This is a genomic window from Pseudorhodobacter sp. MZDSW-24AT (assembly GCF_002794355.1).
Lineage (GTDB): Bacteria > Pseudomonadota > Alphaproteobacteria > Rhodobacterales > Rhodobacteraceae > Pseudotabrizicola.
On the sequence record NZ_PGOI01000008.1, the window covers coordinates 751,204 to 774,398 of the forward strand.

Annotated in this window: 17 protein-coding genes and 1 other annotated feature; of the genes, 8 read left to right on the forward strand and 9 right to left on the reverse strand. The window is 62.3% G+C overall.

Translation table 11 applies throughout. The annotated features are described in order from the left end of the window. The 3 genes from CUR21_RS13220 to CUR21_RS13230 form a co-directional block, all read right to left on the reverse strand. Nucleotides 1-1,119: a sulfate ABC transporter substrate-binding protein gene (locus CUR21_RS13220; RefSeq protein ID WP_232622785.1), complete on the reverse strand. Its 1,119-nt coding sequence runs from the start codon at nt 1,117-1,119 to the stop codon at nt 1-3. 113 nt (nt 1,120-1,232) lie between these two features. Then, on the reverse strand, nt 1,233-1,487 hold the full coding sequence (locus CUR21_RS13225; protein ID WP_232622786.1) for a hypothetical protein: 255 nt from the start codon (nt 1,485-1,487) through the stop codon (nt 1,233-1,235). 197 nt (nt 1,488-1,684) lie between these two features. Next, nucleotides 1,685-2,137 carry an Rrf2 family transcriptional regulator gene (locus CUR21_RS13230; protein ID WP_100197466.1) on the reverse strand — a complete coding sequence of 151 codons (453 nt, stop codon included), beginning with the start codon at nt 2,135-2,137 and terminating at the stop codon, nt 1,685-1,687. A 212-nt stretch (nt 2,138-2,349) separates the two neighbouring features. On the opposite strand from CUR21_RS13230, the gene CUR21_RS13235 reads away from it, so the two are divergent. The 3 genes from CUR21_RS13235 to CUR21_RS18635 all read left to right on the forward strand — a co-directional run bounded on the left by CUR21_RS13235 (nt 2,350) and on the right by CUR21_RS18635 (nt 3,684). Continuing rightward, nucleotides 2,350-2,823: an Lrp/AsnC family transcriptional regulator gene (locus CUR21_RS13235; RefSeq protein WP_100197467.1), complete on the forward strand. Its 474-nt coding sequence runs from the start codon at nt 2,350-2,352 to the stop codon at nt 2,821-2,823. A 106-nt stretch (nt 2,824-2,929) separates the two neighbouring features. Then, nucleotides 2,930-3,529, forward strand: coding sequence for an alpha/beta hydrolase (locus CUR21_RS13240; protein WP_100197468.1), 600 nt, complete (start codon nt 2,930-2,932; stop codon nt 3,527-3,529). Further along, the gene (locus CUR21_RS18635; protein WP_157792018.1) at nt 3,526-3,684 is read left to right on the forward strand and encodes a hypothetical protein; all 159 of its coding nucleotides are present in this window, start codon (nt 3,526-3,528) and stop codon (nt 3,682-3,684) included. The genes CUR21_RS13240 and CUR21_RS18635 overlap by 4 nt, the downstream gene beginning before the upstream one ends. 156 nt (nt 3,685-3,840) lie before the next feature. Here the strand turns inward: CUR21_RS18635 and CUR21_RS13245 are convergent, their stop codons facing one another. The 4 genes from CUR21_RS13245 to CUR21_RS13260 form a co-directional block, all read right to left on the reverse strand. Beyond that, nucleotides 3,841-4,920 (reverse strand): Xaa-Pro peptidase family protein, encoded by a 1,080-nt coding sequence (locus CUR21_RS13245; protein ID WP_100197469.1) that lies wholly within the window; start codon nt 4,918-4,920, stop codon nt 3,841-3,843. After that, nucleotides 4,917-5,378 (reverse strand): GAF domain-containing protein, encoded by a 462-nt coding sequence (locus CUR21_RS13250; protein WP_100197470.1) that lies wholly within the window; start codon nt 5,376-5,378, stop codon nt 4,917-4,919. The genes CUR21_RS13245 and CUR21_RS13250 overlap by 4 nt, the downstream gene beginning before the upstream one ends. Nucleotides 5,379-5,442: 64 nt before the next feature. After that, entirely contained in the window at nt 5,443-7,029 is a 1,587-nt protein-coding gene (locus CUR21_RS13255; RefSeq protein WP_100197471.1) for an ABC transporter substrate-binding protein, read from the reverse strand. A gap of 35 nt (nt 7,030-7,064) precedes the next feature. Continuing rightward, entirely contained in the window at nt 7,065-7,664 is a 600-nt protein-coding gene (locus CUR21_RS13260; RefSeq protein ID WP_100197472.1) for a helix-turn-helix domain-containing protein, read from the reverse strand. A gap of 95 nt (nt 7,665-7,759) precedes the next feature. Between CUR21_RS13260 and CUR21_RS13265 the strand changes: the two genes are divergently transcribed. Genes CUR21_RS13265 through CUR21_RS13280 form a run of 4 tightly spaced genes read left to right on the forward strand, consistent with a single transcriptional unit; the run spans nt 7,760 to nt 11,311 of the window. After that, nucleotides 7,760-8,836, forward strand: a complete 1,077-nt coding sequence (locus tag CUR21_RS13265) for an ABC transporter permease (RefSeq protein WP_100197473.1) — start codon at nt 7,760-7,762, stop codon at nt 8,834-8,836. After that, nucleotides 8,833-9,735 (forward strand): ABC transporter permease, encoded by a 903-nt coding sequence (locus tag CUR21_RS13270; protein ID WP_100197474.1) that lies wholly within the window; start codon nt 8,833-8,835, stop codon nt 9,733-9,735. Before CUR21_RS13265 ends, CUR21_RS13270 begins: the two co-directional genes overlap by 4 nt. Next, nucleotides 9,732-10,583 (forward strand): ABC transporter ATP-binding protein, encoded by an 852-nt coding sequence (locus CUR21_RS13275; protein WP_100197475.1) that lies wholly within the window; start codon nt 9,732-9,734, stop codon nt 10,581-10,583. The genes CUR21_RS13270 and CUR21_RS13275 overlap by 4 nt, the downstream gene beginning before the upstream one ends. Then, nucleotides 10,580-11,311, forward strand: coding sequence for an ABC transporter ATP-binding protein (locus tag CUR21_RS13280; RefSeq protein WP_100197476.1), 732 nt, complete (start codon nt 10,580-10,582; stop codon nt 11,309-11,311). Before CUR21_RS13275 ends, CUR21_RS13280 begins: the two co-directional genes overlap by 4 nt. An 85-nt stretch (nt 11,312-11,396) precedes the next feature. Here CUR21_RS13280 and CUR21_RS13285 read toward each other — a convergent pair whose 3' ends face one another. Together CUR21_RS13285 and CUR21_RS13290 are read right to left on the reverse strand one after the other, a co-directional pair. After that, complete coding sequence (locus CUR21_RS13285; protein WP_232622787.1) at nt 11,397-14,804, reverse strand: hypothetical protein; 3,408 nt, start codon at nt 14,802-14,804, stop codon at nt 11,397-11,399. Nucleotides 14,805-14,980: 176 nt separating this feature from the next. After that, nucleotides 14,981-22,108, reverse strand: a complete 7,128-nt coding sequence (locus tag CUR21_RS13290) for an SdrD B-like domain-containing protein (RefSeq protein WP_100197478.1) — start codon at nt 22,106-22,108, stop codon at nt 14,981-14,983. Nucleotides 22,109-22,540: 432 nt separating this feature from the next. Between CUR21_RS13290 and CUR21_RS13295 the strand changes: the two genes are divergently transcribed. After that, nucleotides 22,541-23,002: a transposase gene (locus CUR21_RS13295; RefSeq protein WP_157792019.1), complete on the forward strand. Its 462-nt coding sequence runs from the start codon at nt 22,541-22,543 to the stop codon at nt 23,000-23,002. Next, nucleotides 22,906-23,060: a sequence feature (AL1L pseudoknot), on the forward strand. Its footprint overlaps the gene before it by 97 nt. The last annotated feature ends 135 nt before the right edge of the window (nt 23,061-23,195 follow it).

The following is a 23,195-nucleotide window of genomic DNA, read 5'->3' on the forward strand; positions in this document are numbered from 1 at the left end:
TTATTTCGGCACGTAAATCTGGTCGAAGATGCCGCCATCGGCGAAGTGGTCGGCCTGCACCTTTGCCCAGCCGCCAAAGCTGGCGATGTCCACAAGCTTCAGCTCCGGGAAGCGGGCCACATCTTCGGGATTGGCGGCAGAGGCATCCCAGGCTCGGTAGAAGTGCTTGAACGCCAGCGCCTGACCTTCGGGCGTGTAAAGGAAGTTCAGGTAAGCCTCGGCCAGCTTGCGCTGCTCGTCCGACTTGATGTTGCCTTCCACCAGCGCAACCGGCGGTTCGGCCAGAACGCTGATCGACGGCACCACGATGTCGAACTGATCTTCGCCCAGTTCCTTCAGCGCGAGATAAGCCTCATTCTCCCAAGCCAGCAGCACATCGCCGATGCCGCGCTGTGCGAAGGTGGTGGTCGATCCGCGCGCGCCGCTGTCAAGCACCGGCACATTCTTGTAAAGCTGGCCGACAAAGGCCTTCGGGTCCTGCCCGTTCTTTTCCGCCCAGGCCCAGGCCGCAAGGTAATTCCAGCGCGCCCCGCCCGAGGTTTTCGGGTTGGGGGTGATCACCTCCACATCCTCTTTCACCAGATCATCCCAATCGGCGATGCCTTCGGGGTTCCCTTCGCGCACCAAGAACACGATCGTGCTGGTGTAAGGCGAAGAGTTGTTGGGCAGTTTCGATTGCCAGTCGGCAGGCAGTTTGCCCGCCCCCGCCACGCGGTCGATATCGCCCGCCAGCGCCAGCGTCAGAACCTGCGCCTCCAGCCCGTCAATCACCGCGCGGGCCTGAGAGCCCGAACCACCATGGCTCACCTCGATGGTCGGCGCTGCGTTGCCCTGCCCCACCCACCACGCGGTGAAGGCTTCGTTGAACTCACGATACAATTCGCGCGTCGGGTCGTAGCTCACGTTCAGCAGGGTTTCCGCCTGCACCGGCGCAGGGGCCGCGCCAAGCGACACCAGCGCCAGCGCAAGGGCCGAGACCCCCGCCTTGACAAGGCGCGGCACCGGCCAGCCCGTCACCCGTTCACGCCCGGTTTCAACCGTCACCCGGCCGTCGCTCAGTTCAGCGACCTTAAGGCCCTGCGCCGTCGCATGGTGGGCGATCTTGATGGTGGTCAGCATGGAAGTCTCCGATGATGTCTGTGGGGTTTGAGCGTCCAAAGCCTTTGGGCGGGACAAAAAGCGGGGCAAAACCGGGACAAGGCCCAGAGTGCTGGAGGGGTGGCCATAAGCGTTCATCGCGGCACCTCTGCCTCAATGGGCTCGATCCGAACCTCCCAGATGCGGGCGTCGCGACCCTGCATCAGATCGGCGGCAGCCTCGGTCGGGCGGCGGGTGTAAAGCGTGAGCGGCGTGCCGTTGATCCGGTGCGCAGCCCCCGTGCGTCGGTCGATCAGACGCACCATGCAGGCCCGCGCCGTGCCCTGCATCATCGGCATGGACCCGGCCCAGCTGGCAGCAGGGTGGAATGCGGGATAGGCGGCGGTCATCTGCAATCTCCTTTCGGTCCGGCGGGCGCGACTGTGGCTCCCGATGCCTTAATAACGACAGGACTGGTCGAGTATTGCAACAGAATATTCACGCCAAAGTTGGTCGTGTATATAGAAGAATATTCTCCGGGGCCGCCCGCATGGCGCCGCGCATGCAGAGGATTACTTTAAGAATATCAAAATTTTAGCGCGCCCGATCAGGCGCCGATGACCTGATCGGCCACCGCAGAAGACCGCAGCATGTCTTCCAGGGTCAGCGAGTCGATGATCAACAGATACGACCAGAACACCTCGGCAAAGATCTTGCGGATCCGGCAGCTCGCCTCATCCACGCAATCCTCGCAGCGCTGATAGGCGCGGCGCGACAGGCAGGGCAGCGGCGCAATCGGCCCATCAATCGTGCGCAGAAGTTCCGAGATCGAGATATCGGTCGGCTTCTTGATCAGCACATAGCCCCCCGAGCGCCCCCGGATCGACGCGATCACCCCGGCGTTGCGCACCTCCAGCAGGATATGCTCCAAAAACCGTTTGGGCGCGCCCGAGCGTTTGGCGATTTCTTCAATGGTCAGCGATTTTGGCGCGGCCTGCCCCGCCTCATCCGCCAGCACCAGAAGCGCCTTGAGCGCATATTTCATTTTCTGCGTGATCATGGCTGACGCTAGCCTGGCCAAATCTCAGAATCAAGGTCGGGATTTTTGGCCATCGCCGCGCCACAAGGCTTTGGCGGTCAACAAAGCGTTTTAAAACAATTGCATACAGCGACGGCATTTATACACGATAAAGATGGTAGACAAATTGATTTTCGGTGTCATGCTATTGGAAAGGCCCCGTGAAGGCCCGCCCGACGACATGGAGACCCCGCATGGACGCCCTCGACCTGATCGACCGCAAGATCGTGGCAGAGCTGATGCGCGATGCGACGCTGCCGGTGTCGCAGATCGCCGACAAGGTTGGCCTGTCGCAAACCCCGTGCTGGAAGCGCATCCAGAGGCTGCAAGATCAAGGTGTGCTGACCGCCCGCGTGGCGCTGGCCGATCCCGGAAAGCTGGGCTTCGGCCTCACCGTCTTTGTCGGCATCGAAGCCCCGGACCACACGGCCGACTGGCGCGATGCCTTTGCCAAAGCCACCCAATCCATGCCGCAGATCATGGAGGTCTACCGCATGGCCGGAGAGATGGACTACCTGCTGCGCATCGCCGTGCCGGATATGGCCGAATTCGACACCCTTTACAAACGCCTGACCGATGCGGTGCCGATCAAGAACGTCACCAGCCATTTCGCGATGGAACGGATGAAGTTCACCACCGCCTACCCGGTCGACACCCTGCGCCGCTGACCCGCCAAGAGAATAATCTTCTCTTTCCGGGCCGGTCTTTGGAAACACTAATCACGACTGATTTGATAGATTTAACCCACAGAAGAGTCGCGAACAGGAGACCGAGATGACCAAGACCTTGATCGTTCCCGGCCTTGATGCCTCCCCCGCGCCGCATTGGCAGCACTGGTGGGCGGCAACCGAACATGACGCGATCACCGTCGAGCTGTCGCAGCCCGACCGGCCCTCGCCCGCCCTGTGGGAAACCGAACTCGCAGGCATGATCCTGCGCCACCCGGACAGCATTCTGGTCGGTCATTCGCTGGGCGCGGTGTTGATCGCCCGCATCCTGACGACCTGGCCGCATCTGCGGGTGCGCGCGGCCCTTCTGGTCGCGCCCGCCGAGACCGAGGGCGCAGAGCGGATCGGCCAGTTCGGCGCCATCCCGCAGATACGACTGGAGGTGCCAACGACCGTTGTTGCCAGCCGCAACGACCCGTGGATGAGCTTTGGCCGCGCCCGCCATCTGGCCCGCGCCTGGGGCAGCGAGATCATCGACATGGGCTTTGCTGGCCATATCAACGTCGCCTCGGGCTTTGGCCCTTGGGCCTACGGCAAGGACCTGCGCGACGAACTTGCGCAGCGCGCCGCCCCAGCCACCCATTTAGCCTCCCGCATAACACGCACCGCCCAGAGCCATCGCTTGAGCACAAGGATCGCGCCATGAACCGCCTGTTTCGCAGCACAAACCCCACCGCCTCCGACTACGCAGGCCTCGCCCTCTTCGCCGCCGTCTACCTCGCCGCCCTCACCTTCGTCGTGGCGCCCGAAACCTTCATCGCGCAACCAGCCCCGCACAGCAGCACCCTCGCCTCAGACTGACAGGAGACAGCACATGCTCGACGGACGCTTTGACCCCGCCTTCCATCAGGTGTTCCTCGCCCGTGGCCGCACCGTCACCACAGAACCGACGCCGGCACCATCCGGCGCAAAGGGCCACTCCAAGGCAGACACCCAGAGCGACCCTGTCAGGATAGGTCAGCCCGCGACATGCACATCGCGCGAAAGGCCTGACAAGATGCGCGCGCCGCTGGCCGTGACGACGGCCACTTCTTCCAGCCGGATACCAAAGCGCCCCGGCAGATAGATGCCCGGCTCTACGGTGAACACCATGCCTTCTTCCAGCACCAGTGGATTGGTCGCGGTCATATACGGCGGCTCATGCACTTCCGAGCCAAGGCCATGCCCGGTGCGATGGGTGAAATACGCACCATAGCCTGCCGCTGTGATAACCCCACGCGCCGCATCATCCACTGCCTTTGCAGACACGCCGGGGCGAATGACCGCAAGAGCCGCCTGCACGGCGGCATCGACCACCGCATGCACCTCGGCATAGCCTTCTGGTGTTTGCCCAACGGCGGCCATCCGCGTGATGTCGGAATAGTAGCCATCCTTGCGCGCGCCGATGTCCACCACGATGGCATCGCCGCTGCGCAGCACCGTGCTGCCGGTGTGATGATGCGGGAAGGCCGAATTGGCCCCGGTGCCCACGATCGCAAACTCGCAGCGCGCGCCATGCGCGGCAAAGGTGGCGATGGCCACATCGGCCAACTCGGCCTCCGTCACGCCCGGCCGAATGGCCGCCCGCACTGCCGTCTGCGCCAGATCGGCGATGCGGGCATTTTCTTCCAAAGCCGCCAATTCTGCCGCATCCTTGACCATGCGCAAAGCGCCGATCGTCTCGCTGGCAAAACCGCGCGCCACATTGGGCAGGCTGTCAAGCACAAGCAAGCCATGATCGGTCCGCATCTGCTCATCCAGAGACACCCGCCGAGGGCTGGGAGCAACGGCCTGGAACGCCGCCGCCAAGGCCTCTGCCGGCCCTGTCGCATCGGCCCATTCCCAGAACGGCAGATCCGTGTGCTGCCGCGCATCCGCGGCATTGAGCGCAGGCATCACAAAGCCCGCCTGTTCCGGCCCGATCAGAAGCAGGCAGGCGCGCTCATCGGGATGGGGCGCAAATCCCAGCAGCCAACGCATATGCGCGCCCGGGGCAAGCGCCACAAGCCCTGTCCCGGTCGCCTCCATCCGCGCGCGCAGGCGCTCCATCCGTGTCATGCCGGGTTCTCCATCGGCACCTTGGCGATGGCGGCCAGCAACTCGGCCTTGTGATCGGCCACCAAGGCCTCCAGCACGGCCACCCGTTCTGGTGTGAAATGTCCTTCAACGTCGAGCACGTTGACAGTGCCCACAACCTTGTCACCGTCTGACACCGGCATGTTCAGGGCCGAATGGCAGCCCAGCGCGTTGATCAGCGCGTGGTCGTTGAAATAGATCGCAAATTCCGGCGTGGTGTTGGCCACAAAGCTGCGCTTGCCGTCAATCACCTGAGCCGACCAAGCGTCCGAGCGCATGGGTTTGGTCCCGGTCGCCGGGTAATCCTCGGGGTGGGATGTGTAGGCGCGCCGCACCAGATCTGCCTTGCGATCAAGCACGGTGACGGTGAACAGGCGGGCCCCGGCGGCGTCTTGCGCGGCACGGTGCAATGCCGCGAAAACGGCGGTCGGATCAGTCATGGCGTTACCTTGGGTCATTTGAAGTAACAGGGCGGCCCGAGGCCGCCCCATCAGAGCTGTGGGATCAGTTCTTTTCCACCAGACGGTAGAACACGAAGTCGGCGCTGGCCCCGTTGACGTAGCCTTGCACGTTTTCGGCCATCGCCACCTGCTTGATGGCTTGGAACATGATGACAAAGGGCGACTCGTCCTGAACCGATTTTTGCAGGTCCAGATACATCTGGTTGCGGGCGTTCTCGTCTTGTTCGGACAAGGCCGCCAAGGTCTTGGCGTTCATCTCTTCGGGTGGCATCCACGCGTTGCGCCATGTGGTGGTGGAGACGTATTTGTCATCCGCGTTGTCGGCGTTATAGGCGAAGGCCTTGGCGTTGGAATGCGGGTCCATGAAGTCTGGGCCCCAATACAGCAGCATCCCCTGATGGGTCCGCGCGCGATACTTGGTGATCACCTGCGCCCCGGTGCCCGGCAGGATTTCAAAGTTGATCCCCGCAGGCGCAAAGGTCTGTTGCAGCGAAGCCGCGATATCGGTGAACGGCGCCGAGTTGATCACATCAAGCTCGATCTTCAACGGCGTGGTCACCCCGCCTTCGGCCAAGATCTGCTTGGCCTTTTCCAGATCATAGCTGAAGGGCGTCTCGGTCAGCGCGCCGGGGAAACCTTCAGGCCAGAAGGCCTGATGCACGTCCATCTGGCCCTTCAGGAAGCTGTCGGCCATGCCTTGGTAATCCACCAGATAGCGGGCGGCTTCCCACAAGGCGGGGTTCTGCAAAGCCTCGGTCTTCTGGTTCAACGAGATCCAGTGCACGGCGGTTTGCGGATAGGTTTCGATCTTGACGGCCGCATTGCCCGCAAGCCCGGCAACCTGATCGGGTGACAGGTTCTTCGCCATGTCCACATCGCCGGATTCCAGCAGCAAGCGCTGGGTCGCGGCCTCGGCCACATGGCGGATCAGCACTTGTTCCACCTTGGGCGCGCCGCCGAAGTAATTCGGGTTCGCGGCCAGCATCATCACTTCACCGGGCGCAAAGCGCGCAAGCGTAAAGGGGCCGGTGCCCGCGCTGTTGGCGTTCAGCCACGCGTGGCCCATGTCGTCGCCTTGCGCATTCGCCATCGCCGTTTCCATATCGACGATCGACGCCGGGCGCGAGGCCAGCACGTTGAGCACAAAGGACGGCGCGAAATCGCCTTCCCAGCGTGCGGTCACGGTGTTGCCATCGGCGGTGACCATCTCTTCGATGTTTTCCGCCGTCCAACCCAGCGTGCCCAGAATGAAAGCCGGCGCCTTGTTCAGCACCAGAACCCGCTTCCAGCTGCCCACCACATCAGCACCGCGCAGCGGATTGCCCGAATGGAACGTCACCCCTTCGCGCAGCTTGAACACCACCGTCTTTGCTGCCGTGTCGACTTCCCAGCTTTCGGCAAGTCCAGCCGCCAGCGTCGTGGTGTCGGTCGCATCATAACGCACCAGTTGGTCATAGGTGTTGGTCACATACTCGCCCGAGCTGAACTCATAGGCGGTGGCCGGGTCGATGGTCACGATATCGTCGATGTTCTGTGCGATCACCAGCGCGGTGTCGGGTGTGGCCGCAAGGGCGGGCGCAGTGGCCAGCGCGATCAGGCTGACCGCCAGCGTGGTTCGAAGAAAGGACATCTGTCTCTCCTGTTGGGTGCCGCAGGTTGTCCCCGCTACGGGCTTTCGGGGGATCGTCCGATCAGGCGGGGCGACGTGCCGGTCCACAACAAGCGGGCCGGCGTTTCCCCGATATTGGCAAAGGAATGCGGGGTGTCCCCCATGAAGTGCAAGCTGTCGCCCGGATGCAGCACAAAGACCGCATCGCCCAGCGTCTGGCGCAGCGTGCCATCCAGCAAATAGATCAGCTCTTCGCCGGTATGGGCTGCGATTTCAGAGGCATAGCCGACCGGGATTTCGATGATCAGCGATGACAGAACCCCGCCGGGCAAGGTGCTGTTGACGCGCTGATACCGCAACGAACTGTCGGCGATCGCAAAGCTGGGGCGCTCTCCTTGACGGCTGATGCTGTCCGATGGGCGCGGCGTGGCGATGAACCAGTCGATCTCAACCCCAAGCGCCGCCGCCAGACCCGCCAGCGTGGCAAGCGAGGGTGTCGCCTTGTCGCGCTCGACCTGTGACAGAAAGCCGACCGAAATGCCCGCCTGATCCGCCAGAACCTGCAAGGTCAGGCCCGCCTTGCGCCGCAAATCACGAATGCGGCCACCAAAGGCAAGCGGCTGCGCCTGATCAGGGACGGGCATCGGATGAGACATGGCGTTCTCCTTCCCGACTCACGCTAGTAAAAAAATTTTGCCAAGTCAAAAATTTTTGATAACGTGCAAAAAATCTTTACGGGGAGCCGTCTGCCATGACCCAGACTTTGACACCCCCCGGCGAAAAGGCCGGAGGACAGGACGCAGGCCCGCGTGTGGCGCGGGGCTTGCTGGCCGCGGGGGGCGTGCTGCTGACGGTGGCGCTCACCTTTCTGGGCCTGCTGGCCATCACCTTTGTGATCGGCCGCGTGGTGCCGATCGATCCGGTGCTGGCAGTGGTGGGCGACCGGGCCAGCAAGGAAACCTATGATGCGGTGCGCCTGTCGATGGGGCTGGATGATCCGCTGTTGATCCAGTTCGGCCGCTATGTCGGCGCGGTTTTGCAAGGCGATCTGGGGCAATCCGTGGCGACGGGTCGGGCTGTGGCAAGCGATCTTGCGCGGGTGTTTCCGGCCACGCTGGAAATGGCCACCATCGGCATTCTGATCGGCGTGGCGGTTGGGGTCCCGATGGGGGTTCTGGCGGCAGCACGGCAAGGAAGCTGGGTGGATCAGGTCATCCGTGTGGTCGGACTGGCAGGCTACGCCATTCCGGCCTTCTGGCTGGGTCTCGTCGGTTTGGTCTTGTTTTACGCCAAGCTGCGCTGGGTCGGCGGTCCGGGGCGGATCGACCTGTTTCTGGATGGGATGGTCCCTGCCCGCACGGGCTTGTTGCTGATCGACTCCGTAATCGCTGGCAATTGGGCCGCGCTGCGCAGCGCGGCATCGCATATCGTGCTGCCCGCAACCATCCTTGGGTTCTTCTCGCTGGCCTATATCGCCCGCATGACCCGCAGCTTCATGCTGGAACAGCTGGGGCAAGAGTTCATCACCACCGCGCGCGTCAAGGGCGTGCCCGAGCGGGTGGTGATCTGGCGCCATGCGTTCCGCCCGATCCGGGTGCAGCTGGTGACCGTGATCGGCCTGTCCTATGCGGGCCTGCTGGAAGGATCAGTGATGATTGAAACCGTGTTTTCTTGGCCGGGGATCGGCAATTACCTGACCACAGCCCTGCTGAATGCCGACATGAATGCCGTGCTCGGCGCCACGCTGGTGATCGGTGCCGTCTTCATCGCCATCAACAAAGGCTCGGATCTGCTCTACCGCCTCTTGGACCCGAGGGCTCGCACATGATCTCGCGCGCATGGCTGATGGACGAAGACCCGGCAACCCGCGCGCAGGCACGGGCGGGGCAGGCTTGGCGGCTGGCGCGCGATCTGTCGCGCAATCCGCTGGCCATGGTTGGGCTGGCGATCATCGTGCTGCTTCTGGTGGTGGCGGCCTTCGCGCCGTGGCTCGCCCCCTATTCCCCGACCGAAGGCATGCTGACCAACCGGCTCCAGCCGCCGTCTGCCGTTCATTGGATGGGCACGGATGAGCTGGGCCGGGATATCCTGTCACGCGTGATCCACGGCGCGCGCATCACGCTTTATATCGTCCTGCTGGTCGCTGTGATCTCGGCGCCGCTTGGGCTCATCATCGGGGCGGTGTCGGGCTATTTCGGCGGCTGGGTGGACCGGGTGATGATGGGGCTGACCGACATTTTCCTGTCGATGCCCCGGCTGATCCTTGCGCTGGCCTTCGTGGCCGCCCTCGGACCCGGCATCGAGAATGCCGTCATCGCCATCGCCATCACCGCTTGGCCCGTCTATGCCCGGATCGCACGGGCCGAAACATTGACCTTCCGGCGGTCTGATTTCATCGTCGCGGTGCAGATGCAAGGGGCCAGCCACGCGCGGGTGATCGGCCTGCATGTGCTGCCGCTGTGCATGTCCTCCACCATCGTGCGGGTCACACTCGATATGGCGGGCATCATCCTCACCGCCGCAGGCCTCGGCTTCCTCGGCCTTGGCGCGCAGCCGCCCTTGCCGGAATGGGGCGCGATGATCTCGAAAGGCCGGTCCTTCATCCTCGACCAATGGTGGGTCGCCACCATGCCCGGCTTTGCCATCGTCGTCGTCTCGCTGGGGTTCTGCCTCTTCGGCGACGGGTTGCGCGATGTGCTTGACCCCCGTCAAAGGAGTAAGGGATGACCCTGCTTTCCGTTCAAGACCTCCGGGTCAGCTTTCCACGCCCCTCCGGCGGGCGGGTCGAGGTCGTGCGCGGCCTGTCCTTCGATCTGGGGCGCGAGCGTCTGGGCATTGTGGGCGAATCCGGCTCGGGCAAGTCGATGACAGGACGGGCCCTGATGGGGCTGATCGCGCCGCCGGGGCGTGTGACCGCACAGCGGATGCAGTTTGACGGCACGGATCTCACCAAGCTGTCGGAAAAAGGCTATCGCGCGCTGCGCGGGGCGCGGATGTCGATGGTCCTGCAAGACCCGAAGTTCAGCCTGAACCCGGTGATCCGCATCGGCGATCAGATTGCCGAGGCACTGGAGTTTCACACCACCCTCTCCGCCGCCGCCCGCCGTGCCAAGGTGCGCGACGCGCTGGAGGCCGTGCGGATCGACGATCCTGACCGTGTCGCACGGCTTTTCCCGCATGAAGTGTCGGGTGGGATGGGCCAGCGGGTGATGATCGCAATGATGGTGGTGCTGGAACCCGATCTGATGATCGCCGATGAACCCACCAGCGCCCTTGATGTCTCGGTGCGAGAACAAGTGCTGGCGATCATGGATGATCTGGTGCGTCGGCGCGGCATGGGTCTGATGCTGATTTCCCATGATCTCAACATGGTGGCGCGCTGGTGCGACCGCATTCTGGTGATGTTCAACGGCGAAGTGGTCGAAGAGATCGGTCCCGGTGGCCTCCAAGCCGCAAGCCACCCTTACACGCGCGGACTGATCGCAAGCCTGCCCAAGCTGGATGACACCCGCACCGAACTGCCGGTGCTGGACCGCGCCGCCTTGGCGCGGGTAAACGCGGAGGTGCGCCCATGATCCGGGTGGAAGATCTGACCGTGCGCTACGGCCCGTCGACCGTCTTGCACGGGGTCAGCTTTGCCGTGGCGCAAGGCGAAAGCTTTGCCTTGGTGGGCGAAAGCGGGTCGGGCAAATCGACCATCCTGAAGGCGCTGGCAGGCCAAGTGGATGACTGGTCGGGCCAGATGTCAGTGGGCGGCGCGCCCATCACCCGCGCGCGCAGTCGTGCGCAGGCCGCGCAGGTCCAGATGGTGTTTCAGGACCCCTATGGCAGCCTGCATCCGCGCCGCACGGTGGATGACACGCTGTCCGAACCGCTGGCCATTCACGGCCTGCCCGACCGCGATGCCCGCGTGCTCTCCATGCTCGATGCCGTCGGACTGGCGCGGCGCTTCCGCTTCCGGCTGCCGCATCAGCTTTCGGGAGGCCAGCGCCAGCGGGTCGCCATCGCCCGCGCGCTGATGCTGTCCCCCAAGGTCTTGCTGCTGGACGAACCCACCAGTGCGCTCGATGTCTCGGTGCAAGCCGAGATCCTCAACCTGCTCAAACGGTTGCGGGCAGAGCAGGGCCTGACCTTCCTGCTGGTGACACATGACCTGCCGGTGGTGTCCTTCCTGTGCGACCGGCTGGCGGTGTTGCGCGCCGGGCGTGTGGTCGAAACCGCCCCTGTGGCCACCTTGCGAGACCGCGCATTGGCAAGCGACTATGGCCGCGAACTGCTGGCCCGCAGCGAAGGAACGCCCTGACACCAAGGCCCCTGACCGCACACCGCCGCCCCAGAACGGAGCCGAGCCAAGCCTTTCCGGCTCGGCCCGCTCCGCGCGGTGCAGGTCAGAACTTGCCGATCACGTTCAGAAACACACCTTCCCGATTGGTCTCGAAACTCCGCAAGTCGTCCTTCACACCGCCCCAAGAGTATCCGACGCCAATCCTCGCCTTGTCTCCCAGATCGCGGTAAACCGCCAGCAGCGCACCAAGATCGGTGGTGTTGACATCCGGGAAAGACATGGCCCGAAGCTCGCTCATGATGTCCCAGTTGTGGACCACGTGATAGTCCAGCCGGATGACGCCAAGGTGCGCCTTGGACGCAGAAAAGCTGTCAGACCCGCGTGCCGCCTCTTCCCGCAAACGAAAGCCATACTTGCCACCCAAGGTGAACTGCTGGTTCAGATCATAATTCAGCGCCAGATTCACGATATGGCTGCGTTGTTTCGGCCCATTCAGATTGCCATCGACGTTGACCTGATCCGCCCCGGGCATGTCGTAAAGGAACGTGTAGCTGAACAGGGCGTTCAGCCTGTCATTGTCGATCGGGCGGTAGGCATAGCCAAGCTTGCCTTCGACAAATCGGCCATCGCGCAGATTGTCGCCATCGGCATCCGACAAAATGGCGTCCAGCGCCCCGATCAGCCTCCAGTTCGGATTGGTCATGCGTTCGAAATTGCCCGACACAAGCAGCGTATCACGATCGCGCGCACGGTCCGGAGTGTCGCTGTCTTCAGTCCGGAACTCAGCGCGCAACCCGGCACTGTGTCCTTCGCCGCCAGAATAGGCGAACCCAAGCGAAACACCGCGCCGCTTGATGTTCGTGCCGTCGCTTTCCCGATTGTCTGCGGCCAGAAGGCCCATGTCATACCGCCAGACGTCCGACGGCGTATAGCTGATGCCATAGGTGGTCTGAAGCGCCGGCTCGCTGCCCAGCGCGCTGTAGCTGTGTTCTGTGGTGTAGCGCAAACGGTCGTTCACCTGCGATTGCGCCCCCAAAACAACTGTGCCCCGATCAGACCCCGTGACGGTCTCACTCTCGAGCAGCCGCGTGGGGTCGAGCCGATACCCCAAGGTGTATGTCGTGCTGGCATTCGGGGCCCAAGCCAACTCTGCGCGCCCCGCCGCCCCGGTGGTGCCATGTGACACTTCGCCGAGCAGCCGGAACGCGTCGCTCAGGCGCGCCTCGGCGCCAAAACCAAGGCGATCATTGTTGCCCAAGCCCCCGCTCCGCTCCAGCGTGCTCTGACCAAAGACCCAGATCGACTGATCAAGGCTGCGTTGCCACGTCAAACGGGCTCCGAAGTCGGTGCGCCGACCATTGTCTGCTGAAATCGGGCTGCCCGGATTTTCCCGGTCCGTCTGGGCGATTTCGACGTCAAGCACGCGTGTCTCGCTCAGGTCCACCGATGCCCCGACGCGCGCGTCATTGCGTGCCTTGCCAAGGGCATCGCTGAACCGATCAGCCCCAAAGGTCAAACGCGCACGCGCGCTGACCGCAACTTCGCCGGTCACACCATAGGCTTGCTGCGCGTGCTCGATGTCCAGATCGGGCGAGGTGAACCCGGCTTCACGATCATCGAAATAGCCAGAGACAAAGCCTTCAGCACCCAGTTCCGCCAGATCCACGCGCCCGTCGATCCGATACCCAAGCGCCGCCTTGCCGACCACCCCTGCGCTCGGGGACGCGGGGTCGATGTCCAGCCCGCCATTCAAGGACAGCGAAGAGCCAAAGCCCGGACCTTCGCTTTGCGCCACCTCAAGGTTAAGCCATGTCTCATCGCTCCGCTGCCAGAGCAGATCACCGCCCACCAGCTCATTATCAGCAAGACCACTGGCCTCTTGCGCCATGGACACACCCAGACGTATCTGATCGGTCACCCATGTTTCCGCGCGCGCACCGGCTGTGATCCCGTCCACATCGCCGGTGGTCGGCACATACTCATACTGGGCGACGAGGTTCACATCATAATCACCCAACGGGCGATCAGACAGCACCCCCCCGGCGGCTGCCGACGGCGCCAGAGGCTTGCTCAGGATGACAACGCCTTGGACCGGATTGATGCGGTAGTCCTGCCCTTCGACAAGACGTCGCGCACTGATCACACGACCGGACACCGGATCACGCAATTCAATTACAAGCGTCTCTGTGCCGCTTTCGATGTCACGCCGAGAAAGGAAATAGCTGCTGCCTCCGGTTCCCCGGAACACATCCCGCTGCATCAGACTGTCGGGCTGCGAAGCATAGCCGCTGATGCGGTATCGCGAATCCCCATTGGACATCACCTCGGTCGCCCGAAGCGTGCCATTCAAACCATAAAGGGTTCGGTCCGACCGGACGATCCTGCTCAGATCTTCCGTCGCCTTGAAATCCCCCCACATCAGATGGCTGCCATTGCGCTCTAGCTTGAAGAACAGTTTTCCCGACGTAGGGGCAAGGTCTTCTGTGGTGGAATCATCGCCAGTCGTTACCCAGACATCTTCTGCCTTGATGCCGCGCAGCACGTTATTGGGATCCTTGCGCCCGAAATTGCGGAACAGGTCCCGAAGATCGTCTTCGGTCGTATCCGCAGAGACGGTGAATCTGGTGCCATTGGCCAGAACACCTTGGGCAAACCCCGCCAGTCGGCCTCGGCTCCATTCTTCCTCTGTCGCAAAGTCACGTCCCAGCGTCAGGTCGATGATACCTGTCGCAAAGACATCGCGCTCAGGAATGCTGACATCTCGGGTCTGCGACAGGCTTCCCACACCGATCTGCACACCGTGATCTCCGGTCGGCAATATGCGCTGCACAAAGAAACCACGCCGGACGTCCAAGGGGACCGTCTCCCCCATCACCGAAATCGCAGTTCCGAAGGGCACGTCGCGGCCTGTCACAGTGACGGCTCCCCCCCGCACCGGAATGGTGCGACGGGCGGTTCTGTCCTCGCCTTCGCCAACAGCAATGACCGGACCATTCAGAGCCGCCTCTTCCAATCGGGTGGAGGTGCGTGTCAACGGAAGTGGCACGGTTTCGTCATAGCGCCCCTGCGTGTCATAAACCCGCAAAGTGTATTGCATTTCCGTGGCGCCAGCCGAGGGCATGATCCAGCTGGACTGTCCATTCGGGCCGATGTCCAATATCGTCAGCTTGCCGTCACGATCCTTGATGCGCACCTCGGCGCGCTCGATCCAAGCCGGGTAATTCGTGCTCGCTCGAAAGACAATTGTGTCGCCCGCCACATAGCTCCGCCTCAGATCAGCTGTGCCAATGTTCAGCCTTTGCTTTGCGCCAAGGCCATCATAGCTGAGCTGAATGCCCAGATCTGCGAAAAGGCGGTCTGTCTCCTGCATATCGCCCCGCACCGCCGGGGGGCTCCCGCCTGCCTGCCGCGCGGCCCGAGGATCAACCGGGTCGATCGAGATCGAAAACCCCAGATCGCCCAGATCCGACACCGGGGCCTGAGCCGTATTTGCACCGACCTCACGCTTCACGACCTGCCCTTGATTGGCATGTGAACAAGTCTGCTTGAGCGCACCGTTCTCCAAGGCGCAGCCTTGGACCTGCGCATGGGAAGGGAATGCAGCCAACAGCGCAACTGCCGTGCCGCTTGCAAGCCGGGCTCTCGCTGCGCGCGACGCCATAGAGACCTTAATCGTCGAAAACCACATCACTTTTTCCCCTCGCCCACAGGCTGGCGCTGAAGCACGCTTTCCAGGTTCAACTGGTATCTGCCTTGGGAAGGCCACATCCTGCGCAACAGTTTCTCTACAGCACGGGTCCGCTCCCGGCCCTGTCCGGCCGTCTCGTCGGGTCCCAAAACATAACTGATCCGCACCATGACCGGCGTGCTTGCAATGTCATTCACAAGCCGGTCAAGAGCTGTGACAAGCTCGGCGCGCGGCGCCCCATTTTCAGCAAAGGCCGTGCGGGAAAGATCAATCCGCACAATCCGTGCCGCCGTGGCGCCAAAGTTCAGCTTCGTGATCATCCCGGGCGTCACGCGCACAACACGTGGGTTTTCCGTTGTCAGACGATACCCCGACGGCAATGTGCGCGTATCGAGTTTCAGCATGAAGTTCGAGCCGATATCCGCCGGAAGCGCTGCGCAAGGCACGCTGAAGCGGCCATACTGGTCGGTGGTGATCGCCAAACCATTCGGACTGATCAGCCGAACGCCGGGCAAGCCCTTTTCGCCGCTCGCCTGTGGGTCCACGCCAAGCTTGTCGGCGTAGTAGGTCTGATCCGTGATGACAGACCGATCTTCCGGCGGCTCGTCGTTGAAATAGCCATCTTGGTTCGGGTCATCGAAAACCCGGCCAATAACGGTTGCGCAGGCGAAAACAGGCTCCGCCGCAACCCGCACCGTCGCAATGGCATCGCGGCTGACCGCAAGCCCGGTCAACGGGCTGACAGCACGCGCGACGTTGTCATGTGTGCCCGGACGGACACTCGCGCCAACCAGAACATCAAACACCGCAGCCACACTGCCGCCCGGCGGAAGGCTGACAGCTTCCCATGTCAGACTGCGCCCCGAACGGGTGGGCTCTACCGCCAGACCATCCAGCGTTGCCGTCCCAAGTTGGTAAACAAAACCGCGCGGCAGCACATCCACGATGTTTGTCACGGTGGTCAAAGTCGTCGAGTCATTGGTGACCGTAACGGTGTAGCGGACAACATCGCCCAGGTTCACCAAACTGCGATCGGCTGTCTTGGTGATACTCAGGCCACCGACAAGCAGGGTCGGCGACACCACAGCATCATCATCAGAGACAACGACGCCCGAAATCGCGGTGCCGTTCACAGTCCCCGAAAGACTCACGGTGCCATTGGTCACATCGGCAGCGGTGATGCTGTAGGTGTTTCCGGTGCAGGTCAGGGTCTGGGTCTCGCCCACCGCCAGACTGATGGGTGTGCAGACAAGATCCAGCGGCAAGCTGAGCGAGGACCGGACCATATCGACATCGGCCAAAGGCACGCCGCCGGTGTTGGTCACGGTAAAGGTATAGGCGATGATGTCTCCGGCATCGATGATCCCGTTGCCATTTGTATCCTCAATGTCCGCGATCTCGATGCTAAGCGAGATTTCCGGATTGCCGACCGGCAAAACTGTCGGGTCATTTGTCGGGTCCCCATCGGTTGTGCCGTCGCCGTTGGGCGTCTCGACCGCTTCCGGATCGGGGATCGCCGATCCATCAGGATTGGTTCCAGTGTCAGATACATCTGTGACGACAATCGGTTCGCCGTCGCCATCGACAAGAGGCGTGCCATCTTCGGCAACGGCGGCACCTCTCGCGAGGGCCGTATTCTCAACATAGCCCCGCGTCAGATCCGCTTCGGTTATCGTATAGCTTGCGGTGAAACTGTCCGTGTCCGTCTCACCTGCCGCAAGCGTCACCGCCCCCCCGATCACCGCCGCGATGGAGTCGGCGATGGTAACCTCAAGCCCCACATTCCCGATGTTGGTCACATCGAAGCTGTAATTGGCGATATCGCCGACATCCACAAAGCCGTTCTCATTCACATCGACGGTGCCTGCCAGACGTTTGATCAACCGGATACCCGGCTCTTGGCGCAGCAGAGCAACCGTCGGGTCATTCGTCGGATCTCCATCCGTGGCGCCGGTGCCATCAGGTGTTTCCGTCGCCAAAGGATCGGCGACTGGCGTGCTCTCCGCATCCGGGTTGGTGCCGGCGTCAGAAACCGCCGTCGCGGTGATGGGTTCCCCCGATCCATCCGTGACCGGTGTGCCAGCAGTGGTAACCGCAACCCCGGAAACGATGGCCGAGTTCTGCACATAGCCTCGGTCAACATCGGCCTGCGTCAAGACATAGGCCGCCGTGAAAGCTGTCGCATTGGTCTCACCGATCGCAAGCTCAATCGGCCCGCCCGCAACAGAGACCAAGGGGTCGTCAATCGTTACGTCATTCAAACGCAGGTTGCCGGTGTTGGTCACCGAGAACACATAGGCCACCGTGTCCCCTGCCCCGATCAGACCATCTCCGCTGGTGTCAGTGACCGACGCCACCGACTTGATCAGCTGGATACGCGCGCTCGGAGCCAGAATGGCCACTGTCGGGTCATTGGTGGGGTCTCCATCCGTCGCCCCCGTGCCATCGGGGGTTTCGGTCGCTTCTGGGTCTGCCACTGGGGTGCCGGCTGGGTCCGGGTTTGTGCCACTGTCCGACACATCTTCGGCAACCACAGGATTGCCCGAGTCATCCAGCACCGGATCACCCGCAGAGGTCACGCCATTGGCCGTGACGAACGCGGTATTCTCGACATAGCCAAGGTCGATATCGTCTTGCGTCAACACATAGGTGCCCGTGAAGGTGGATGTATCGCTCGCGCCCACCGCAAGGGAGATCGGGCCTCCAACAACCTCGAGAAGAGGGTCGGTCACCGTGACATCGACAAGCGGCACATTGCCCGTATTGCGCACGGCAAAGGTGTAGGAAACAAGATCACCGACCTCGATCAAGCCATCGTCATCCGCGTCAGTTATTCCTGCAAGCGACTTGATCAGGCTGATCTCTGCGGTCGCCGCGAATGGCGCCACAGGGGTGGGATCATTCTCACCCGCTTCGTTGCCAATGCCATTGCCATTGCGATCGGCCAAAGTGCCATTGTCAGAAAGGTCGGTCAGTTGCGGATTGGTTTGCGACGTCTGGCCAGACAACACCCCTTCGGCTGTCACCACTGCCTGATTGAGATAGGTCCCACCGTTCGTCAAGGCAGGCGGCAGCGGATTGGGCGACTGAACACGCAGTTGCAGATCGATCGCACAGCTGGCCCCCGCGGCCAGGCCGAAACCAGAGGCCAGCGTGTCAGACCCGGCGCCGGTGTATCCCGACACCAGCCCGCCACAGCTGCCGGTCGGGCCCGCAAGCACGGTATAGCTCCCCGACGCCATGGGGTCGGTCAGCGGCGCCGACAGCACCACGTAGCTTCCAAAGGACGGCGCGGCACCTTGCAGGGTATCCGTGACGTCGATGTTTTCAAGCGCTTCCAGCCCGAGGTTGGCCACGCGCAGCCGGAACGATACGGTGAAGCTGCCGTCAGGGTTCAGCGCAGGTCCCGACTCGACAGCTTTAGCAATCGCCACACGCGCTTGCGGAATCTTCGGGAAAAGATACCCCGTCGCTTGCTCGTCCGCACCAAGGGTGATCCCCGTGATCTGGACCGGCGTGGCAACGGTCCCGCCCGCATCGCCCGCCGCGGTCTGACCGTCCGTCAAATGCGCCTCTGAGATCGCACCTTGTGTGATCACATAGGTGCCTTCTGGAAGGAAGGCGAAACGATAGGTTCCATCGGACGCGGAAGTGGTCGTCAAGGTGATGGGAGCGCCGTTCACATCTGTGCTGGTCAGCGTCAACGTGACGCCACCGATACCCGTATCGCTGTCATTCAACGCCCCATCATCCGCGAAATCCCGAAACACGGTGCCCGCGATCGAAGAGCCGGTGACGACAACAGGTCCAGCGTTCGAATTGTTCGACGGGACCTCATCGAACGAGCTCGTTTCAACGCTGGCGGTGTTGGTGAATGTCTGGGGGGTCCCGGAAATGGCATTCACAACCACGGGCACCGTGATTTCGACCGTGCCGCCGCTTCCACTGACACCACCGCTCAGACTGCCCAGAGAACAACTGAAAGACGTGCCGCCCGCCGCGCCGGTGCAGGTGGTCAAGCTGGCCGTGCCTGCGATGACGGCCACCGTCGGAGGACCGGTCAGCACCATCCCGCTCGGAAGCGTGTCCGAGACAACCACATTGTCTGCCTCCGCGCGTCCGGGGCCGGTATTGTTGCGCACGCCGATCACATAGGTGAAAGGCTCTCGCAGGCCGACTGTCCCGGGATCAGAGGTCTTGCTGTAGACCTCAACATCGGCGCGCGTCCGCACAGTGGTGCGCTCTTCTGCCTCGTTGTTCGAGGTGATGCTCTCGAACCCAAGCGCCGTCTCATCCGATTCAACGCTAACGCTGTTGATCCCTGTCCCCTTTACAACACCCAATGCGCTCACCGTGATCGTGCGGGTCGCGCCCGGAGCCATGTAGGGGAAGCTGCACGTCAGCGTCTCACCAAACGAGCCGACCGCCGGAACCGCGCTACAGACCCCATCTGCCGCGATGCTGTGGGATTGATAGGTCAGAGTGGTGGCAGGCATGCGGTCGGTGACAACCACATTTTCTGCTGCCGATGGCCCCAGATTTGTCACCGTAATCGTGTAGGTGGTCGCGTCCCCCGCTGGCAGGGGATCAATCGAATCCACCTTGTTGACCAAAAGGTCAATCGTCGGTTCTGCCACCGCCGTCGTGACCGAGGTGCTGTTGTTGGTGGTGTCGGTTTCAATCGTCGTGGTCGTGACATCTGCGCTGTTGGTCAGACTCGTCCCACGGGTCACCAAGTTTGGACGCGCCGTGATGGTCACCGTCTGCTGCGCGCCATTGTTGATGCTGCCAAGGTTGCACACGACCAAATCGTTGCCCGGCCCCGTGACAGAGCCTGACGCAGGCGCCGCGCTACAGGTGCCAGAAGACGGCACCGCGGATACGAAGGTCAGATCGGCCGGCAGGGTATCAGTGACAGTGACATTGGCTGCCGAGGACAGTCCATTTGCCAAATTGCGTGCCGACACCACGTAGGTCAAATTCTGCCCTGCGGCCACCGGATCAGCACTTGCCGCTTTTGTGACGGTCACATCCGCACGCGCTTCGACGGAAAAAACGTCAGAGCCGGTGTTATCGTCAAAATTCGGGTCCGCAATCGTGTCGGAAACAGCCGTCGCCGTGTTGGTGCGTGATCCCGCATTGCCGCCGGGCCGAACCTCCACGGTGATCACCGGGCAGCTAACACCCGTGGTGCACACCGGCAGTTCTTCGATCTCACACGTCAGGCTGCGCCCGGTCCCACCCGCTGGGCTGCTGCTGCAAGACAGGCCCGAAGCCGAATTGGCAACGACGCTGGACGACACAAAGCCTGCGCCGGTTGGTCCGCTCAGGTTGTTGATATGCCCGCTCAGCGCGTCACTGACCGTAACCGATGTGGCTGTCTGCGGCCCGGCATTGGTGATCTCCAGACGGAAGGTTTGAACCTCACCCGCAGGAAGGGACGCCAAGGCCGCAGTCTTGATAACGCCGATATCCGCGGCATCCGCTGTCACGCTGCCGCTCACACCATAACCCACCGTGTTGTTCGACAGGTTGGTCTCTTCGATATTGGCGTTCAGGGTGCTCACCGTCATGGTGTTCAACAAGGCCCCTGTCTCGGTGACAAGCGTCTCGATGGTCACCGGAGGGGCCGCCGCACCGGGCGCCAACGGTGCAAGCGAGGTATAGTCGCGCGTGCAGACCAGATCCACCGGCCCCACCAAAGGCTCTGCCAAGGATGCGGCAGGTGTGCAGCTCCAGCCGTTGGAGGCGACAGCCGTCACACTCAATCCAGCCGGAATCGTGTCCGTCATCACCAAGGTTCCGAAAAATCCGGCATTCCCCAGATTTGCAGCGCTGATCTGGAAATCATAGGTATTGCCCACAACGACAAGCGCTGGCACCGGGCCGGTTTTCCGCGCCTCAAGATCAACGGTCGGCGCCGCGATCGTCACCCCGCCATCGTTCGCGCTGTTGTTCGCTGGGTTCGGGTCGACGGGCCCGCCGGAAGCGATGCTCGCCGTGTTGGTCGCCTGTCCTGCCGCAACGGCTGTCGTGGTGATCGTGATGGGGCCAAGCGCGACATTCGCCCCCGGTCCACTCCCGGCCGCGCGACGGAAGGTCAGAAGCTGGCCTGACTGCTCCACGGTCCAACCCGGCGCGGAGACGCTGTCAATCGTGTAACTCGCCGGTATCGTGTCCAAGACCTCGATGTCGGTGGGCGAGTCGCCGGTGTATTGCGGCGTCAAGGTAAAGGTCACAGAGCTGCCCAGCAGGATGACGCCAGAAGGGCTGCGGGATTTGGTGATCGAAAGATCGCTTCCTTCGGTCACAACCGTGTTCTGCAACGCCTCGTTATTCGTCGACACCGGATCTGGCGGAGTCCCGCCGGAAACAGTCCCGACCGCCGTGATGGTCGAGCCGGAAGCCGCGGAAATCTGCCCTTGGAAAACCCTGTCCACCGACCCGCCAACAGGAATCGGCCCTGCGATTGTGCAGGCGTAGCTTGACCCAGAAAGCACGCACCCGGGCGGTGGCAAGACTCCGACGATGCCCGCGGGAATGGGAAACTGCAAAGCAACATTGCTCGCCGCATCCGGCCCGTTGTTGGTGATAGAAAAGCTATAATCAATGACAGAGCCCGCCGATCCGCTGGGCGGGGCACTCAGCGTCAGACTGATGTCAGCACCTGCGGTGACAGTGGTGGTTTCCGTCTGGCTGTTGTTGGCGCCGTTGGTATCGCCCTCCGTTGGAAGAGAGGCACCGAATTCCACGGTGCCAGCCGTGCGCGTCAGAACTTCTGCCGTCAGGCTGGCCTGCGCATCAGACACAAGCGCGGGCACTTCACACAGAACGGTGGACGGGCCGAGCGAGGGCGTCGGGCTACACCCTGTAATGGTTCCGGACGCGCCAGTGAAAGTCGTGTTCGCCGGGATGTTCAGCTCGATCGTGGTGGGCGGCGCGGTGTCAAATCCATCATTCGTAACGGTGATCTGATACGCGATCGTGCCACCCGCCGCTGTCGGATCAGAGCCCGTGTCGGAAAGGTTCAAAACCCAGTCCACGCTTTGCGCCCGGGCCTGCCCCATCGTGGCAACAAGGGCGAACACCACAACCAAACCGAACAGGATTTTGTTCAGGAAAGACACGACTCTGTGGCGACGGTTGCGCAACACGTCATGAAGGCTCAGCGCGCCGTTCTGCGCCGCAGGTTCGATATGCCCTGTCAGAGACCCTGTAAACTGCTGTTTTTTTAAGCTGCGCGAGATCGGCCATTCAAATTCAACCGCGCCAGGGGCACGGTGAAAGGCTTGCGTCCGAACTGCGGTCTTTTCGCCACAGAAACCATGACCACAGCGCCACAGATCCGCACCTTCTCGTCTTCGTTCTGTCGGGTCTCACGCATCGCTGACGGCTTGCCCCCTCAGGCCTCCCGCCGAACCCGCACCTTGCCCGCGCGGCGGCGCGGAAGGTCTTGCCTGTCAATCGGCGTTCAAAACTGCCCCTTATCGGCGCCCAATTCCCCCCTATGCGGCGGGGAGATGAGGGCCTGAGCCGACAGCACGGATCAGAGGGCGGAGGTGGCTCAGGCGCTGATCCGAACCGCCCCGGGTTTGCCGGAGGGCAAAACTTTCGGAGAATTGCCTGTTATGGAACAGACATCAAAGAACAAGACCGCGAAGCCGTATTCACCCGAGTTTCGCGAACGCGCGGTGCGGCTGGTGGTGGAACACCGCGATGAGTATCAAAGCGAAGCTGCCGCACTGACGGCGATTGCAGGTAAATTGGGTTTTTCGCCGGACAGCTTTCGGGTTTGGCTGCGTCAAGCTCAGCGCGAGGGTGGCGAGCGGCCGGGTCAGACGACGGCTGAGAAAGCCCGGATCAAGGAGTTGGAGCGTGAGATGCGCGAACTCCGTCAAGCCAACGAGATCCTGAAGAAGGCGTCAGCGTATTTTGCGATGGTGCGGAAGGCAGTGCGGCATTGCTTCAGCACTGCCTGTAGCGGCTCGACCGCCCGTTTCGCAAATGACTGCTTTCATTGAAGAACACCGCGGAACATACGGGGTCGAGCCGATGTGAAAAATTCTACAAATCGCCCCGTTCCTAGCCCGGCAGGCGAATTGCAAGGCAATTTTGCCGAGAGGGGACCTATTCTGACCCGCGGGCCATCGCATATGATCCTGACCGGGCTTCAGCCCGGGCCAAGTCCGATGCCGCCTTGATCCTCAAGATCAA

Bases quoted from the DNA above. Each gene is read 5' to 3' on its own strand.
- CUR21_RS13230 (WP_100197466.1), bottom strand. From the start codon at position 2,137: ATGATCACGCAGAAAATGAAATATGCGCTCAAGGCGCTTCTGGTGCTG.
- CUR21_RS13220 (WP_232622785.1), bottom strand. From the start codon at position 1,119: ATGCTGACCACCATCAAGATCGCCCACCATGCGACGGCGCAGGGCCTT.
- CUR21_RS13270 (WP_100197474.1), top strand. From the start codon at position 8,833: ATGATCTCGCGCGCATGGCTGATGGACGAAGACCCGGCAACCCGCGCG.
- CUR21_RS13275 (WP_100197475.1), top strand. From the start codon at position 9,732: ATGACCCTGCTTTCCGTTCAAGACCTCCGGGTCAGCTTTCCACGCCCC.
- CUR21_RS13280 (WP_100197476.1), top strand. From the start codon at position 10,580: ATGATCCGGGTGGAAGATCTGACCGTGCGCTACGGCCCGTCGACCGTC.
- CUR21_RS13255 (WP_100197471.1), bottom strand. From the start codon at position 7,029: ATGTCCTTTCTTCGAACCACGCTGGCGGTCAGCCTGATCGCGCTGGCC.
- CUR21_RS13235 (WP_100197467.1), top strand. From the start codon at position 2,350: ATGGACGCCCTCGACCTGATCGACCGCAAGATCGTGGCAGAGCTGATG.
- CUR21_RS18635 (WP_157792018.1), top strand. From the start codon at position 3,526: ATGAACCGCCTGTTTCGCAGCACAAACCCCACCGCCTCCGACTACGCA.
- CUR21_RS13250 (WP_100197470.1), bottom strand. From the start codon at position 5,378: ATGACTGATCCGACCGCCGTTTTCGCGGCATTGCACCGTGCCGCGCAA.
- CUR21_RS13240 (WP_100197468.1), top strand. From the start codon at position 2,930: ATGACCAAGACCTTGATCGTTCCCGGCCTTGATGCCTCCCCCGCGCCG.
- CUR21_RS13265 (WP_100197473.1), top strand. From the start codon at position 7,760: ATGACCCAGACTTTGACACCCCCCGGCGAAAAGGCCGGAGGACAGGAC.
- CUR21_RS13245 (WP_100197469.1), bottom strand. From the start codon at position 4,920: ATGACACGGATGGAGCGCCTGCGCGCGCGGATGGAGGCGACCGGGACA.
- CUR21_RS13225 (WP_232622786.1), bottom strand. From the start codon at position 1,487: ATGACCGCCGCCTATCCCGCATTCCACCCTGCTGCCAGCTGGGCCGGG.
- CUR21_RS13260 (WP_100197472.1), bottom strand. From the start codon at position 7,664: ATGTCTCATCCGATGCCCGTCCCTGATCAGGCGCAGCCGCTTGCCTTT.